This is a genomic window from Caballeronia sp. AZ7_KS35 (assembly GCF_023631045.1).
GTDB classification, from domain to species: Bacteria; Pseudomonadota; Gammaproteobacteria; order Burkholderiales; family Burkholderiaceae; genus Caballeronia; species Caballeronia zhejiangensis.
Window position 1 is genome coordinate 261,805 of the sequence record NZ_JALQDV010000038.1, and the last position, 16,404, is coordinate 278,208.

General features: G+C 63.4%; 11 protein-coding genes. 3 read left to right on the forward strand and 8 right to left on the reverse strand.

From position 1 onward, the window contains the following. Positions 1–12: 12 nt before the first annotated feature. The 8 genes from NCT05_RS23935 to NCT05_RS23970 all read right to left on the reverse strand — a co-directional run bounded on the left by NCT05_RS23935 (position 13) and on the right by NCT05_RS23970 (position 9,658). On the reverse strand, positions 13–1,470 hold the full coding sequence (locus tag NCT05_RS23935; protein WP_008348458.1) for an NAD-dependent succinate-semialdehyde dehydrogenase: 1,458 nt from the start codon (positions 1,468–1,470) through the stop codon (positions 13–15). 131 nt (positions 1,471–1,601) lie between these two features. Next, a complete protein-coding gene (locus tag NCT05_RS23940) occupies positions 1,602–3,263 on the reverse strand; it encodes a cation acetate symporter (RefSeq protein WP_008348460.1) in 1,662 nt (553 codons plus the stop codon). Next, positions 3,260–3,565, reverse strand: a complete 306-nt coding sequence (locus NCT05_RS23945) for a DUF485 domain-containing protein (RefSeq protein ID WP_008348462.1) — start codon at positions 3,563–3,565, stop codon at positions 3,260–3,262. The genes NCT05_RS23940 and NCT05_RS23945 overlap by 4 nt, the downstream gene beginning before the upstream one ends. A 127-nt stretch (positions 3,566–3,692) precedes the next feature. Further along, positions 3,693–4,460, reverse strand: a complete 768-nt coding sequence (gene eutC, locus NCT05_RS23950) for an ethanolamine ammonia-lyase subunit EutC (protein ID WP_250503322.1) — start codon at positions 4,458–4,460, stop codon at positions 3,693–3,695. Next, positions 4,460–5,839, reverse strand: a complete 1,380-nt coding sequence (locus tag NCT05_RS23955; RefSeq protein WP_250503323.1) for an ethanolamine ammonia-lyase subunit EutB — start codon at positions 5,837–5,839, stop codon at positions 4,460–4,462. The genes eutC and NCT05_RS23955 overlap by 1 nt, the downstream gene beginning before the upstream one ends. Further along, on the reverse strand, positions 5,836–6,987 hold the full coding sequence (locus NCT05_RS23960; RefSeq protein WP_250459892.1) for a branched-chain amino acid ABC transporter substrate-binding protein: 1,152 nt from the start codon (positions 6,985–6,987) through the stop codon (positions 5,836–5,838). The genes NCT05_RS23955 and NCT05_RS23960 overlap by 4 nt, the downstream gene beginning before the upstream one ends. 11 nt (positions 6,988–6,998) lie before the next feature. Beyond that, a complete protein-coding gene (locus NCT05_RS23965) occupies positions 6,999–8,231 on the reverse strand; it encodes an NAD(P)/FAD-dependent oxidoreductase (protein WP_250503333.1) in 1,233 nt (410 codons plus the stop codon). Next, positions 8,231–9,658 (reverse strand): amino acid permease, encoded by a 1,428-nt coding sequence (locus tag NCT05_RS23970; protein WP_008348471.1) that lies wholly within the window; start codon positions 9,656–9,658, stop codon positions 8,231–8,233. Before NCT05_RS23970 ends, NCT05_RS23965 begins: the two co-directional genes overlap by 1 nt. A gap of 280 nt (positions 9,659–9,938) precedes the next feature. Here NCT05_RS23970 and NCT05_RS23975 point away from each other — a divergent pair, with 280 nt between their 5' ends. The 3 genes from NCT05_RS23975 (at position 9,939) to NCT05_RS23985 (ending at position 16,403) form a co-directional block, all read left to right on the forward strand. Beyond that, positions 9,939–11,348: an aminotransferase-like domain-containing protein gene (locus tag NCT05_RS23975; protein ID WP_175981168.1), complete on the forward strand. Its 1,410-nt coding sequence runs from the start codon at positions 9,939–9,941 to the stop codon at positions 11,346–11,348. A gap of 536 nt (positions 11,349–11,884) precedes the next feature. Next, entirely contained in the window at positions 11,885–13,147 is a 1,263-nt protein-coding gene (locus NCT05_RS23980) for an efflux RND transporter periplasmic adaptor subunit (RefSeq protein WP_008348475.1), read from the forward strand. A gap of 43 nt (positions 13,148–13,190) precedes the next feature. Next, positions 13,191–16,403, forward strand: coding sequence for an efflux RND transporter permease subunit (locus NCT05_RS23985; RefSeq protein ID WP_008348476.1), 3,213 nt, complete (start codon positions 13,191–13,193; stop codon positions 16,401–16,403). Position 16,404: the final 1 nt, after the last annotated feature.

Below are 16,404 nucleotides of genomic sequence, written 5' to 3' on the forward strand. Positions count from 1 at the left end.
GCGTCCGCCGTCCTACCGCTCCAGATTCCCGAAACAGACATACTTCGCTTCGAGATACTCCTCGACTCCCGAGGATGCCCCTTCGCGCCCCATGCCCGATTCCTTGATCCCGCCGAAGGGCGCAACTTCGTTGAACACGAGGCTGTCATTCACGCCGACGACGCCGCATTCGAGCGCTTCCATGACGCGGAATGCGCGGCTGATATCGGCGGTATAGAAGTACGCCGCGAGCCCCGTGCGCGTATCGTTCGCGAGCGTGACGACGTCGTCCTCGTCCCTGAACGGCAGCACGCTGGCAATCGGGCCGAGCACTTCGTCGCCGCATACGCTCATCGACGGATCGACGTTCGTCAGCACCGTCGGCCTGAAGAAGTTCGATCCCGGCGCGACGCGTGAGCCGCCCGCTGCGATCTTCGCGCCGAGCCTGACCGCTTCGTCGACGAGACTTTCGATGCGCGTCACCGCCGCATCGCCGATAAGCGGGCCGATCTGCGCGCCCTCGTCCAGCCCGTCGCTCACTTTCAGCAACGCGACCTTGGACACGAGCTTGGCGACGAAAGTCTCGTACACGTCCTCATGCACGAAGAAGCGGTTCGCGCACATCGCCGCCTGGCCCGAATGACGAAACCGCGCATCGAGCGCGCCCTTCACGGCGAGGTCGATGTCCGCGTCGTCGAACACGATAAACGGACAGTTCGCCCCCAGTTCGAGCGACATCTTCTTCACGGTAGGCGCGCATAAAGTCATCAGCCGCTTGCCTTCCTCGATGGAACCGGTGAACGATACTTTCCTCACGTCGGGGCTCGCAAGCAGCGTGCTGCGAACCGGTTCGCCCTCGCCCGTCAACACGGAGAGCACGCCGCGCGGCAAGCCCGCGTTCTCGCCGAGCACGCACAGCGCGAGCGCGGAGAATGGCGTCTGCGGATCGGGGTGATGGATGACCGTGCAGCCCGCCGCGAGCGCAGCGCCGACGCGTCGTGCAACCATCGACGAAGGAAAGGTCCATGACGTGATCGCGCCGCACACGCCAATCGGCTGATGCAGCACACGTATGCGTTGATTGCGTCGCGGCGCGGGAATGTTGTCGCCGTAAATGCGGCGCGCTTCCTCGGCGAACCAGTCGAGATAATTCGCGGCCTGCGTGATTTCGGAGCGCGCTTCGTGCAGCGGCTTGCCTTGTTCGCGGCAGAGGATGATGGCGAGATCGTCGCGATGATGTTCGACGAGGCGCGCCCACTCTCTCAGCACCGACGCGCGCTCGCGACTGCTCCAGCTGCGCCAGTCCTGCAGCGCCGCGTGCGCGCACTGGATGGCCTCCGTCACCTGCTCGTCCGTGACCTGCGGCACCGAGCCGATGATTTCTTTAGTGGATGGATTGATGACAGACACGCGCGGCAGCGAAGTATTGTCGATCCACGCGCCGCCGATATACGCCGATTGTTCGAAAAGACTGGGGCACTGCAGTTCCATGGCTCGCTCCAATGCGTTGGCGCTTCGTGCAATCAGGTGCATCGAGCTTAACGCATTTTCCACTCGCCATTCGGACGCGCGCGGCATCCCGGGTATACGAATACTGCGCGCGCCGCTCACTCAACATCACATCAATGGCTCGCGCCCTCCACCGCGCCGATGCCCGTTTCGGAGCGCACGGTCTGCGCTTCGAAGCCTGCTTTATCGACACGCGCACGCGCCGATTGATCGGTTACGGAGAAGAGCCAGATGCCGATGAAACCGATCGCCATCGAGAACAGCGCAGGCGATGCATACGGGAACGGCGCATCCGCGTAGTGGAACACATCGACCCATACGGCTTTGGACAGGACCGTCATCACGACCGCCGAAAGCAGGCCGAGAAAGCCGCCGATTGCCGCGCCGCGCGTCGTGCAGCCGCGCCACAGGACCGACATGAAGAGCACCGGAAAGTTGGCGGACGCCGCGACCGCGAACGCGAGCGACACCATGAACGCGATGTTCTGCTTCTCGAACACGATGCCGAGCACGACCGCGACGATGCCGAGCACGATCGTCGTGATGCGCGACACCTTCAGTTCGCTCTTGCTGGACGCCTTGCCCTTCTTGAACACGGTCGCATAGAGATCGTGCGACACCGCCGATGCACCCGCGAGCGTCAGGCCCGCCACCACTGCGAGGATAGTTGCAAACGCAACTGCCGAGATGAAGCCGAGGAACACGTTGCCGCCGACCGCGCTCGCGAGATGCACCGCCGCCATGTTCGTGCCGCCGAGCAGCTTGCCGCCCGCATCCTTGAACATCGGATTGGTGCTCACCAGCACGATCGCGCCGAAGCCGATGATGAACGTGAGTATGTAGAAGTAGCCGATCCACGTCGTCGCCCAGAACACCGACTTGCGCGCTTCCTTCGCGTTGGGCACGGTGAAGAAACGCATCAGGATATGCGGCAGACCGGCCGTACCGAACATGAGCGCGATGCCGAACGAGATCGCCGAAATCGGATCCTTGATGAAGTTGCCCGGACCCATGATCGACGCCTTCTTCTCGTGCACGTCGACGGCCTTCGCGAAGAGCGCCTCGGGGCTGAAGTGGAATTGCCACAGCACCATGAACGCCATGAACGATGCACCCGCAAGCAGCAAACACGCCTTGATGATCTGCACCCACGTCGTCGCGGTCATGCCGCCGAAGAGCACGTACACCATCATCAGCGCGCCGACGATCACGACCGCGATCCAGTATTCGAGCCCGAACAGCAGCTTGATGAGCTGTCCCGCGCCGACCATCTGCGCGATCAGATAGAACGCGACGACCACGAGCGTGCCCGATGCAGCGAACGCGCGAATCGGCGTCTGCTTGAAGCGATACGCGGCGACATCGGCGAATGTGAAGCGGCCGAGATTGCGCAGACGCTCCGCCATCAGGAACGTGATGATCGGCCAGCCGACGAGAAAGCCGATCGAATAGATCAGCCCGTCATAGCCATTGCTATAAACCGCCGCCGAAATGCCGAGAAACGACGCCGCCGACATGAAGTCGCCCGCGATCGCAAGACCGTTCTGAAAGCCCGTGATGCCGCCGCCCGCCGTGTAGAACTCGGCCGCGGAACGCGTCTTCTTCGCGGCCCATTTGGTGATGAAGAGCGTCGCGATCACGAACGCGATGAACATGCAGATCGCGGTCCAGTTGGTCGCCTGCTTGACCGCCTGACCGAGATCGCCGCCTGCTGCAAATGAACTCGCGGACGCCGCGAAAAGCGCGCCCGCCGTGACGATGCGTTGCGGCTTCATGCGGCCTCCCGCTTGATCTTGTCGGTGAGTTCGTCGTACGTGCTGTTGGCGTGGCGCACATACAGCCCCGTGATGACGACCGTGAACACGATCACGAACAGGCCGATCGGCATGCCCCATGTCATGACGCCCGCGCCCATCTTCGCGGCGAGCAGATCCTTGTTGAATGCGATGAGCAGCACATAGCCGTAATAGACGACCAGCACGAGTGCCGTCAGCGTCCAGCCGAGCTTCGAGCGCTTTCGCACCAGTTCGCCGTAAGCGGCGCTCGACTTTATTTTCTCTACGATCTTCAGATCCATTTCCGTCGTCTCCTGCATGAATGCCTCGTTTACGATGCGCTGGAGACTAAGGTAAAAGCGTCCGCTTACCCGTTTCTTACGTGAAGCGTTTTCTTTCGACGGGGTTTACGCGAAGCATCGTCCATTGCTATGCACCCGATAGGCGATCCATCGTTCGCCCGGGCAGCGTCGTCGCGCTGTCGTCTTTGAGGCTCACGCCCGTCAGCTTGCGCGTGCGCGCTTCGTTCAGCAGCCACGCGAGCTTGAACGCGGCCGCGTCGTAAGCAAGTCCTTCAGGACGCACGTTCGATATGCAGTTGCGCTCCGCATCGCTGCGGCCCTGCACGGGATCGTAAGTCACATACACGCCGAGGCTCGCGGGCGAACTGAGCCCCGGCCTCTCACCGATCAGCACCGCGACGATGCGCGCCCTCAATATCGCGCCGATGCAATCGCCGAGCGCGACGCGCGCCTGAGTCGCGACGACGACCGGACCGATGCGCCATCCGTCGAGCCGCGCGATCGTTCTTTCGATGAGCGGTATCGCGTGCGTCGCCGCTGCTTTCGACGACAGTCCATCGGCGATGACGAACACGACATCCGCGTCCGTCGCGTGGGTCGCGAGACGCGCGGCGCTGTCGTCGCTCAGCATGCGGCCAAGATCCGGACGACGGAGATAAACATCGCGTGCCGAAGCGGCGCTGCATACCGAAGCACATGCGAATCGCTTCGAAGCCAGTTCTCCCAGCAACGACGAGACATCGAGCGGCCGATGCACCGCATCGCGCGCCTGCGCATGCGCGAGATTGAACGCGAGCAGCGGCGCGGTCGGCACGCTGTTGCCCGCGCGTCCCAGCGCGATGCGCGCATCGGTGAAACGGCGCAGCGCTTTCCACGGATTCTGGCTGACGCTCATCACGCCCTCATCCAGTCGTTCAGGGCGGGCCACTCGGCGCGCGTCTGAAGCATGCCGCGCGCATTCGTGATCTGAATCGCGCGCAGCCACGCTTCGAACTCCGGCGCGCGTTTCAGACCGAGCACGTCGCGCACATACAGCGCGTCATGAAACGACGTGCTCTGATAGTTCAGCATGACATCGTCTGCGCCGGGCACGCCCATGATGAAGTTCACGTTGGCCGCGCCGAGCAGCGTAAGCAGATTGTCCATGTCGTCCTGATCGGCTTCGGCGTGATTCGTGTAGCAGATGTCGCAACCCATCGGCACGCCGAGCAGCTTCGCGCAGAAATGATCTTCGAGTCCGGCGCGAGTGATCTGCTTGCCGTCGTAGAGGTATTCCGGACCGATGAAGCCGACCACGGTATTCACGAGAAACGGATCGAACTTGCGCGCGACCGCATGGGCGCGCGCTTCGCAAGTCTGCTGATCGACGCCATGATGCGCGTTCGCCGACAACGCGCTGCCCTGTCCCGTCTCGAAGTACATCAGGTTCTCGCCGACCGTCCCGCGCTTCAGCGACAAAGCCGCTTCATACGCTTCCTGCAACAACGCGAGCGAGATGCCGAACGACGCATTCGCCTTTTGCGTGCCCGCGATCGACTGGAACACGAGATCGACCGGTGCGCCGTGTTCGATCGCCGCAAGCGTGTTGGTCACGTGTGTCAGCACGCAGGTTTGCGTCGGCACGTCGTAGCGTTCGCGGAACGCATCCATCATCGCGAGCAATTTGCCGATGGCCTGCGGCGAGTCGGATGCGGGATTGATGCCGATCATCGCGTCGCCGCAGCCGTACATGAGGCCATCGATCATCGAAGCGGCGATGCCTTGCACATCGTCGGTCGGATGATTCGGCTGCAGGCGCACCGACATGTGCCCCGGCAATCCCACGGTATTCCTGAAACGCGTGACGACCGGACGTTTCTTCGCCGCGAGAATGAGATCCTGATTGCGCATCAGCTTCGATACGGCCGCGACCATCTCGGGCGTCAACCCTTGCGATACGGCGACGAGCGCGGCGGTATCGGTCGTATCGGCGAGCAGCCATTCGCGGAACTCGCCGACCGTCAGATGCGACACGACGGCGAACGCCTCCCGCGAATGTTCATCGATGATGAGGCGCGTCACTTCATCGTCCTCATACGGAATCAACGCTTCTTCGATGAACGCGCGCAACGGCACCCTCGACAGCGCCAACTTCGCCGCCGCGCGCTCTTCTTCCGTCGCGGCGGCGATGCCCGCGAGTTCGTCGCCGGAACGTCGCGAACTCGCTTTCGCCAATAGCGTCTTGAGATCGTCGAAACGATACGTCCGAACGCCTACGGTTTCGCTGAAGCTCATACGCCGCTTCCGCCGACCGTCCTCAAACTCTTCCATTGCCCTTGCTCGACCTGAAAGAGCGTGTATGGAGGCTTGATGAGATCGCCATATGGATCGAACGAAATCTTGCCGGTCACGCCGGTGACGTTGACCTTCGCGAGCGCTTCCACGATCTTGCCGCGATCGAGCGAGTTCGCATCGTGAATGGCCTTGATCATCGCGAGCGCGGCATCGTAGGCGAATGGCGCATATAGTTCGACATCCTGATTGAAGCGTGCCTTGTAGCGCTTGCCGAACTCCTGCGCGGAAGGCAGCTTGTCGAGCGCGGGACCGGGCTCGAGGTCCTGCGTGCCGTTGCCCGATGTGCCCGCGATCTGCAGGAACGCGTTGCTCTTCAGTGCGCCCGCGCCGAAGAGCTGCGTCGTCATGCCGAGCGAGCGCATCTGCTTGACGAGCATCGCGCCTTGTTCATCGAGTCCGCCGAAGAAGATCAGATCGACGTTCTGGCTCTTCATCGTCGTGAGAATCGCGCGGAAATCGACGGCCTTGTCGTTCGTGTATTCGCGCGCGACGACCTTGCCGTTGGCTTCCTTCACGCCCTTCTCGAAGGCATCGGCGAGACCTTGCCCGAACGCCGTGCGATCGTCGATGATGCCGATGCGCTTCGGCTTCATCTGCTCGACGACGAAGCGCCCCGCCACCACGCCGCCCACGCCATCGTGGCCCATCGTGCGGAACACGTTCTTGAAGCCCTGTTTCGTGAGTTGCGGATTCGTCGAGCCGGGCGTGATCATCGCGACATTCGCCTGGTGATAGACGGTCGATGCCGGAATGCTGCATCCCGAGTTGTAATGCCCGATCACGCCGACGATGCCGCTATCCACCGCTTTCTGCGCGACCTGAATCGCGACGCGCGGATCGGCCTGATCGTCGTACACCTCCAGTTCGAACTTGACGGGCTTGCCGCCGACGATGGGATGCTTCGCGTTCTCTTCGTCGATCGCGAGTTGCGCGCCGTACTGCAAGTCCTTGCCGACGCGCGCAACCGGCCCGGTCAACGGTCCGACGAACGCGATCTTCACGACCTCGGGATCGGCGGCCCACGACATCGGCATGTACGCGGCAAGCACGCCCGCGGTCACGCCCGAAAGAAAGATACGGCGATTCATGTTCATGCTCCTCAGTGAAAACGCGACGCGCGATAACTCGCGAGATCGAGTGGCGGCGAACGTCGCGCGATGAGATCGGCGACGATGCGTCCGCTCACGCCCGCGAGCGTCAAGCCAAGATGCTGATGCCCGAACGCATACACGACGCGCTCGCTCGCCTTCGATGCGCCGATGACCGGCACGCCGTCCGGCAGCGTCGGACGAAAGCCCAGCCATTCGCGATCGGGCGTGCCGAGCGCGGGCAACGCGCGCTTCGACGATACGGTGACGAGATCGAGCAGCGCGCGATTGCGCTCCTCGATGAAACCCGCGAGTTCGACGGTGCCCGCGACGCGAATGCCATCGCTCATCGGCGTCATGTAGAAGCCGCGCTCCGCCCAGCCGCACGGCCGCGATATGAGGTTCGATGCCGACGCATAACGGATGTGGTAGCCGCGCTCGGTATCGAGCGGCACGCGATCGCCACATTGCTGCGCGAATTCGCGCGAACGCGCGCCCGTCGCGACGACGACATGATCGAAGCGGCGCGCATCGCCCTCGACGCGCAACGCGACGTCCTGCACGCCCGGCTCGATCGCGTCGACCTTCTTGCGTTCGAGTTGCGCGCCACGGGCGGCGAGCCGCTCGTGCAAGGCCTGAAGAAAGCCCGCCGGATCGCTGAAATGCCAGCTATCGCGAAACAGCACGCCGCGCGCGAAAATCGGCGCGAGTTGCGGTTCGAGTTCGCGGATCGCGCCGCTGTCGAGCACATCGAAGCCGACGCCCAGCCTCTCGCGCAATGCCAGCGAATCGCGCGACGCGTCGAACGAAGCCGCGCTCGAATACAGATAAAGGCATTCGCGCGGCTTGACGAAGCGCTTCAAGGCATCGTCGTCGAGCAAGGGTGCATAGCCTTCCTGCGCACGCGACAACAACGCGGCCAGCGCCTGCGCGCTCGCTTCGAAATTCTTTTGTCGCGAGCTCATCAGAAAGCGCGCGAGCCACGGCGCGAGTTGCGGCAGATAACGCCAGCGCAATCTGAACGGACTATCGTTCGAGAAGAGAAAGCGCGGAATATCGCGGAATACGGACGGATTGTTCACCGGCACGCATCCGTATGGCGCGAACGTGCCCGCGTTGCCGAACGACGCGCCCTGCGCCACGCCCGACGGATCGAACAGCGTCACGCTGTGACCGTCGCGCGTAAGCCAGGCCGCGCTCGCCATGCCGATGAACCCCGCGCCGATGATCGCCACGTTCGACATCAGTCCTGCCCCTTCCATGCGAGCCGATTGTCTTGCGACAGGAAGCCCGTCGCCGATTCGCTCTCTTCATGACGATGATGATGCTTCGCGGCGAAGAAGTACGCCGCCGATGCGGCCGCGAGGCTCGCGAGACTCGCCATCAGTTGCGGACGCAGTTCGTGGTCCGCGCCCATGGCCGCAAGCACACCGACGATCGCGATCACGACGGCATACGACAGCCACGGGAAGAGCCACATCTTCAGCGTGAGACGCTCGGGCGCTTCGCGTTGAATGCGTCGGCGAATGCGGATTTGCGCCAGCGCCGTTGCGAGATAGACGAACAGCATCACCGCGCCCGATGCGTTCACGAGAAACAGGAACACGCCCTGCGGCGACACGATCGCGGCGACGATCGCCACATAACCGACGACGCTCGACAGCACCACCGCGAGACGCGGCACCTTGTTCGGCGTGAGCTCGAGCAGCGACTTCGGCGCATCGCCGCGTTCGGCGAGACGGAACAGAATGCGCGACGACACGTACAGGCCCGAGTTCAGCGCGGACAGCACGGCGACGAGCACGATCGCGTTCATGATGTCGGCGGCGTAGGGAATGCGCATCGTCTCCAGCGCGGCGACGAACGGCGAGTGGCCCGTCACGATGCTGCCCCACGGCACGATGCACGCAATCAGGAACAGCGAGCCGACATAGAACGTGATGACGCGCAGGATGACCGAGCGCGTCATCGCGGCGACGCTTTTCGCGGGATCGTCGGATTCGGCCGCGGCGATGGTCGCGATTTCCGCGCCGCCGACCGCGAAGATGACGGTCGGCACGGCGGCGAACACGGACATCGCGCCGAACGGCAGGAAGCCGCGATTGCCGGTGAGATGCGCCACGGCGCTGCCCGCGTGCCCGAAGCCGAGCAGATAGCCCGCGCCGATGGCGAGGAACACGATGATCGCCGCGACCTTGATCGACGCGAACCAGAACTCGAATTCGCCGTACGACTTGACCGAAAGCAGATTGATGACGGTCATCACGGACAGCAGCACGAGGCCGATGACCCAAACCGGCGCGGGTATCCAGCGCTGCAATATCGCCGCGCCGGCGACCGCTTCGACCGCGACGACGATCACCCAGAAATACCAGTACAGCCAGCCGCTCGTGAAGCCGGCCCAGTTGCCGAGGCCGATGCGCGCATATTCGGTGAACGAGCCGACGCCGGGCACGGCAAGCGCCATTTCGCCGAGCATGCGCATGACCATCAGCACCACGATGCCGGCGACGAGATACGACACGCACGCCGCCGGACCGACGGTCGCGAGCGTCGCGCTGCTGCCGACGAACAGCCCCGCGCCGATGATGCCGCCGAGCGCGATCATCGTGACGTGCCGCTGACGCAGCGCGGAGCCTAGCTTGGGTTGCGAGGTTTCAGGCAAGGACATCGGGGAATCTCCTGCGGACAAAGATCGGATGAATCGGGAAGCGCGGGATGAGACACGCACCAGACAAACTCTGATCCTAGAATCACACAATATTTTTTTGTGTGCAATTAGAAGCGTGGTTGTGTGGTCCCGGGATTTTCCCTGAGTGAAGGATGGAGCGGCACTTGCAGAGGCGTTTCAGCTCTCATACAGACATTGCGTCGGTGATGCGCTGAGTTAGAATCGGCAGACTTCCGCACAAATCGCGGACAAAGCAATGTTTGTATGGAGACACAGATTCATGGCTTCCGACAAGGATCAGACGCTGAGCGCAAACGGCGAAGCCGACGGCACGACGAAGCGATCGACCTATATCGAGGTGTCGAGCTCCATCGAGAAGGAAATCCGCAGCGGCATGTATCCGCCGGGCAGCCGTCTGCCGCCGCAGCGGCAACTGGCGAGCGAACTGGGCATCAACGTGTCGACGGTGTCGCGCGCGTACAAGGAGTTGCAGCTGCGCGGCCTCGTGATCGGCAGCAAGCGGCGCGGCTCGCTCGTCACGGGAGGCGCGATGCCGAGCGTCGAGATGCCGCCCGCGAGCACGGGCAGCTCGGTCATCGATCTTACGGTGAACCGGCCCGCGACCGGCGAATTCCTCGCGTGCCTCGCGCGCACAATGGGCGAACTGCCGCGCGATCCGCGCTTTGCGCAATTGCAGGAATATCAGCCGCCGCAGGGGCCGTCATGGGCGCGCGCGGCCGGTGCGCGCTGGATGAGCGCGCCGGGTTTCGCGCCGACGCCGGATCAGGTCGTCGTGACGAGCGGCGCGCAGCACGGGCTGTATGCGGTCCTCAACAGTCTGATCGGCACGGACGGCGTGATTCTCGCGGATCAACTCACGTATTACGGGCTGAAGGCGCTCGCGCCCGTCTTCCAGTTCGAGATCGTGGGCATTCCGAGCGACCGCGACGGCTTGCTGATCGACGAGGTCGAGCGCGTGTGCAGGCGCGTGCCGGCGAAGGCGATTTTCACGGTGCCGAATCTGCAGAATCCCACGGTCACGACGATGAGCCTGGAACGGCGCATGGCGCTCGTCGATGTCGCGCGGCGGCATGGCGTCGCGATCATCGAGGACGACGTGTACGGGCCGCTCGTCGCGCAGCGTCTGCCGACGCTCGCGAGTCTGTGCCCCGAACTGACGTATCACATCTCGGCGACGTCGAAGATCCTAGCGCCCGGCTTGCGGCTCGGTTATCTGCTGAGCCCGCAGGACAACGCCGCGCTATGCGCGGAGGCCGTGCGTACGACGGCGTGGATGCCCGCGCCGCTGTCGATGCTGATCGCGACCGTCTGGATCGAGGACGGCACCGCGCAGCACATCATGAATGCGCAGCTCGCGGAAATCCGCGCGCGGCATGATCTCGCGCGCGAGTTGCTGCCGCAGGAATTCCTGCAATCGGATCCGGCGTGCATGTTCGTGTGGTTGAAGCTGCCGCTGCCGTGGCGCGCGGACGATTTCGCCGCGAATGCGAAGGCGCGCGGCGTCGTGGTGATGCCCTCGTCGGCGTTCGCGGTCGACCGGTCGGAAATCGAGCATGGGGTGCGCGTGAATCTCGCGTGCGCGGAAAGCCGGGATCAGCTCGTCAGCGGATTGCGGATGCTGGCGGGAACGTTGAGGGACCGGCCGCGGGCGCTGTTCGGGCATTTGTGATTCCGACTCGCCGCCGGAAAGCGCACGGCGGCGGCGTCACGGCGCCCAAGTCAGGATATCGACATTTCGGTTCGGCGTTGCATTTATCGTCACGATGAATCCGACGGCTCGCTAAGCCATCCATACCTTCCCCGCCGATTCAGCACGCCAGTTCAGTAATTGCTGCGCATCCCGATCCACACCATTCAGTCAAAATGCCGATAAACGCTATGGCGTTTTCATCCGAGTTCAGCTATTAGTAGACTCGTCACGCACGTCACGCCACTCGGTGGCGAACCAAGAGCATCTCTCTGGCTATAACTCGACCGTCAAAACCGGAGGCAGCTACGCCACATTACAAGCATCAGGCTCGCGCTCGCTGACGTCGCCCTAAGTCCTGTCCCGCGCGATTTCATCGCATGGCGCAGGCGCACCGGAAATGCGCACGCTTTCCGGGCGCATCCGCCTAAACGCACACCGCGAGCATTGTCGTGGCGAGGCGCTCTGTTGGCGCGTTCGCTCATCAACGATCGGCCATCCCAACGGGGGAGGCGCCCATGGCGTTCGTGTCGGAACACGTACTGGACTGCTGCTCGTTCGCTCCACCTTCGCGCTCCATGCGCGCGCTGCGCGTGGGCGCGATCGCCGCGCTCGCGTCGCTCTCGCTCGCGGCGTGCAAGAAGCCGGCGCCGCCAGCGCAGAAGCCCGCCGTCGATGTCACCGCCGTGACTGTCACGGCGCAATCGACGCCCGTCGACTTCGAATTCACCGCGCAGACGCAAAGCTCGCGCGAGGTCGAAATCCGCGCGCGCGTCGACGGCTTCCTCGAAAAGCGCATGTACACCGAAGGCGCGCTCGTCTCGGCCAATCAGGTCATGTTCCTCATGGACAAACGGCCGTTCGAGGCCGCGCTGCAGACGGCCAAAGGCTCGCTCGCGCAACAGCAGGCGCGGCTGCTCGTCACGCAGCAGAATCTCGCGCGCGTGAAGCCGCTCGCCGCGATGAACGCATTGAGCAAGAAGGATCTCGATGACGCCATCGGCAACGAAAAGAGCGCCGAGGCCGCCGTCATCGCCGCGAAAGGCGAAGTGCAGACCGCCGAACTGAATCTCAGCTACACGACGATCCGCTCGCCGCTCAAGGGCCTGTCCAGTTTCGCGCGCATCCAGGAAGGCAGTTACGTGACGCCGACGCAGGGCGGCCTGCTCACCTACGTCTACCAGCTCGATCCGATGTGGGTGAACTTCAGCATCTCGGAGAACGAACTGCTGGGCTATCGCGAGCAGATCAAGAAAGGCGAACTGCGCTTTCCGCCCGACAACAAGTTCGATGTGACCGTCATCCAGGCCGACGGCTCCGTCTTTCCGCAAACCGGTCGCATCGACTTCACGAATCCGGCGTTCAGCACGGAGACGGGCACGTTCCTCGTGCGCGCGGTGTTCGCGAATCCGCAAGGCACGTTGCGACCGGGACAGTTCGTCAAGGCGCGCGTGGCGGGCGCGGTGCGACCCAACGCGATTCTCGTGCCGCAACGCGCCGTGCTGCAGGGCGCGAAGAGTCACTTCGTGTGGGTGCTCGACGAACAGTCGAAGCCGCATCAGCGCGTCGTCGAAGTCGGCGAATGGCACGGCGACGACTGGTTCATCACGAACGGCCTGAAGGCGGGCGAACGCGTCATCGTCGATGGCGCGATACGCGTCGGCGCGGATACGCAGGTTCGCGTCGTCGCCGCACCGGCCGCGGGCGGCGCGGCGGCATCGGGCGCGCAGGAGGCGTCGCTCGGAGACGCGAAGAACGCAAGCGGCGGGACCGAAAAGTGAAGTGATTTGATCTGACGACAAGCACGTCGCGCGGAAGAGGCCAATGAACATTTCACATTTCTGCATTGACCGTCCGATTTTCGCGTCGGTCATTTCGATCATCATCACGCTGGGCGGCGCGCTGACCATGCTCGCGCTGCCCACCGCGCAGTATCCCGACATCACGCCGCCGCAGATCACGATCTCCGCGACTTATCCGGGCGCGAGCGCGGATGTGGTCGCGAACAACGTCGCCGCGCCGATCGAGCAGCAGGTCAACGGCGCGGACAACATGATCTACATGAGCTCGTCCAGCTCGTCGACGGGCAATCTCACGATCAACGCGTACTTCCAGATCGGCACGAATCCGGAACTCGCACAGGTCGACGTGCAGAACCGCGTGAACCTCGCGCTGCCGCAACTGCCGCAGTCGGTGACGGCGCAGGGCGTGCAGGTGCAGAAGAAGTCGCAGGCGTTCATGATGGTCATCGCCATCTATTCGCCCGACGAGCGCTATGACGCGACGTATATCGCGAACTACGCGAACGTGTACGTCCTCGACGCGTTGAAGCGCATTCCGGGCGCGAACCAGAGCGCGATCTTCGGCACGCCCGATTACGCGATGCGCATCTGGCTCAAGCCCGACCGCATGGCGCAGCTCGGCATCACCGCCGCCGACGTGCAACGCGCCGTCGCCAATCAGAACCAGCAGTTCGCGGTCGGCCGTCTCGGGCAATCGCCGACTGGCGCGCCCGTCGAACAGTCCTTCGCGGTGACGACGACGGGCCGCCTCACCGAGCCTGCCGAGTTCGAGAACATCATCATCCGCGCGCAATCGGGCGGCGCGGCGATCGTGCGTCTGAAAGACGTGGGACGCGCGGAGCTCGGACAAAAAGACTATTCGATCCGCAGCCGCTTTCAGGGCAAATCGGCGACGGTGCTCGCGGTGTATCAGCAGCCTGGCGCGAACGCGCTCGATGTGTCCAAGCAGGTGCGCGCGTCGCTCGCGGAAATGAAGAAGACGTTCCCGCAGGGCATCGACTACGAAATCGCGATGGACACGACGGAGTTCACGCGCGCGTCCATCTCCGATGTGGTGCATACGTTCTTCGAAGCGGTCGTGCTGGTCGTGATCGTCGTGTTCGTGTTCCTGCAAAGCCTGCGCGCGACGCTCATTCCGGTGCTCGCGGTGCCGGTGTCGATTGTCGGCACGTTCATGGGCATGGAAGCGCTCGGCTTCTCCATCAACATGTTGACGCTGTTCGGCATGGTGCTTGCCATCGGCATTGTCGTGGACGATGCGATCGTCGTGATCGAGAACGTCGAGCGCAACATGACGGTGCACAAGCTCGATCCGAAGACCGCCGCGAAGAAGGCGATGGACGAAGTGGCCGGGCCGGTCGTCGCCATCGTGCTCGTGCTGTGCGCGGTGTTCGTGCCGGTGGCGTTCCTCTCCGGCATCACGGGGCAGATGTACAAGCAGTTCGCCATCACGATCGCGATATCGGTGGTGATATCGGGCCTCGTCGCGCTGACCTTGTCGCCCGCCCTCGCCTCCTTGCTGCTCAAGCCGGGACATCACGAGAAAAAGGGCTTTTTCCGCTGGTTCGACAATCAATTCGCGCGCATGACGCGGGGCTACACGCACCTCGTGCGGCTCGTCATCAAGCGTTTCGCGATCGCGCTGCTGCTCTTTGTCGGCATGATCGCGCTCGCCGTCATGATGATGCGCGACATTCCGACGGCGTTCCTGCCGCCCGAGGATCAGGGCTATCTGCTCGGCGCCGTCATCATGCCCGATGCCGCGTCGCTCGACCGCACCGGCGCCGTGTCCGACCGCGTGACCGAATACTTCATGAAACAGCCGGCGGTCGGCAGCATCACGACGGTCGATGGCTTCTCCATTCTCGACAGCCAGAACAAGAACAATTCGTCGACGTTCTTCGTCGGCTTCAAGAGTTTCGAGGATCGCTATACGTCGGCGAATATCCGCACGCAGAACGCGCGCGCCGTGCTCGTCGATGCTTACAAGCATCTCTCGCAGATTCGGGAGGGCATCGTCGTGCCGCTGAATCCGCCGTCGATTCCGGGCCTCGGCACGACGGGCGGCACCGAAATGTGGATTCAGAGCAAGGGCGACGCGACCATCGCGCAGTTCGCCGGAATCGTCGACGATTTCGTCGCGAAGGCGAAAGCGCGGCCGGAACTGACGGGCGTGACGAGCACGTTCAACGCGTCGTCGCAGCAACTGCTCGCCAACGTCGACCGCGACAAGGCCGAAACGCTCGGCGTGCCCGTCGAGGACGTCTACAGCGCGATGCAGACGATGTTCGGCTCGCTGTACGTGTCGCAGTTCAATCGATCGAGCCGCCTGTGGCAGGTGATTCTCCAAGCGGAGCCGCAGTATCGGCTGAAGCCCGACGATCTGACGCAGATTTTCGTGAAGAGCAAGAGCGGCGAGATGGTGCCGCTCAAGTCCGTGGTCAATACGAAGTACGTGACCGGTCCCGATCTCATCACGCGCTTCAACAACTTCCCCGCGGTGAAGATCACGGCGAACGCCGCGCCGGGCTACGCGTCGGGGCAAGTGATCGCGGCGCTGGAAGACATCGCGAAGGACTTGCCGAGCGATTACGGCATCGGCTGGAGCGGCGAGGCTTACGAGGCGAAACAGTCGGGCAGTTCGTCGGCGCTCGTGTTCATATTCGGCCTCATCATGGTCTTCCTGATTCTCGCCGCGCAGTACGAAAAGTGGAGCCTGCCGTTCGGCGTGCTGATGGCGGTGCCGTTCGCGATCTTCGGCGCGCTGCTCGCGATCCTCTTGCGCGGCCTGAACAACGACGTGTACTTCCAGATCGGTTTGACGATGCTCGTCGCACTCGCCGCGAAGAACGCGATTCTCATCTTCGAGTTCGCCGTGCTGAATCGCGAGGCGGGCGCGTCGGTCTACGACGCCGCGATGACCGCCGCCGAAGAGCGCCTGCGCCCGATCGTGATGACTTCACTCGCGTTCATTCTCGGCTGCGTGCCGCTCGCGATCGCGACGGGCGCATCGGCGAACAGCCGGCATTCGATCGGCACGGGCGTGATCGGCGGGATGCTCGGCGCGACGGTCATCGCCGTGTTCTTCATCCCGATGTTCTTCTGGGGACTCGAAACGATGTCCTCCCGCTCGAAGAAGAAGAAAGGCGCCGAAGCGAGCGCGCCGGATGCCAAGCAGACGCACGGCGGAAGCGGCCCGAACGCGTCGCCGTCCGCTCCGGACAAGGGAGACTGAC

Coding starts and splice junctions, on each gene's coding strand:
- NCT05_RS23965 (WP_250503333.1), bottom strand. CDS start 8,231: ATGTCGAACGTGGCGATCATCGGCGCGGGGTTCATCGGCATGGCGAGC.
- NCT05_RS23940 (WP_008348460.1), bottom strand. CDS start 3,263: ATGAAGCCGCAACGCATCGTCACGGCGGGCGCGCTTTTCGCGGCGTCC.
- NCT05_RS23935 (WP_008348458.1), bottom strand. CDS start 1,470: ATGGAACTGCAGTGCCCCAGTCTTTTCGAACAATCGGCGTATATCGGC.
- NCT05_RS23975 (WP_175981168.1), top strand. CDS start 9,939: ATGGCTTCCGACAAGGATCAGACGCTGAGCGCAAACGGCGAAGCCGAC.
- NCT05_RS23980 (WP_008348475.1), top strand. CDS start 11,885: ATGGCGTTCGTGTCGGAACACGTACTGGACTGCTGCTCGTTCGCTCCA.
- NCT05_RS23985 (WP_008348476.1), top strand. CDS start 13,191: ATGAACATTTCACATTTCTGCATTGACCGTCCGATTTTCGCGTCGGTC.
- NCT05_RS23945 (WP_008348462.1), bottom strand. CDS start 3,565: ATGGATCTGAAGATCGTAGAGAAAATAAAGTCGAGCGCCGCTTACGGC.
- NCT05_RS23970 (WP_008348471.1), bottom strand. CDS start 9,658: ATGTCCTTGCCTGAAACCTCGCAACCCAAGCTAGGCTCCGCGCTGCGT.
- eutC (WP_250503322.1), bottom strand. CDS start 4,460: ATGAGCGTCAGCCAGAATCCGTGGAAAGCGCTGCGCCGTTTCACCGAT.
- NCT05_RS23955 (WP_250503323.1), bottom strand. CDS start 5,839: ATGAGCTTCAGCGAAACCGTAGGCGTTCGGACGTATCGTTTCGACGAT.
- NCT05_RS23960 (WP_250459892.1), bottom strand. CDS start 6,987: ATGAATCGCCGTATCTTTCTTTCGGGCGTGACCGCGGGCGTGCTTGCC.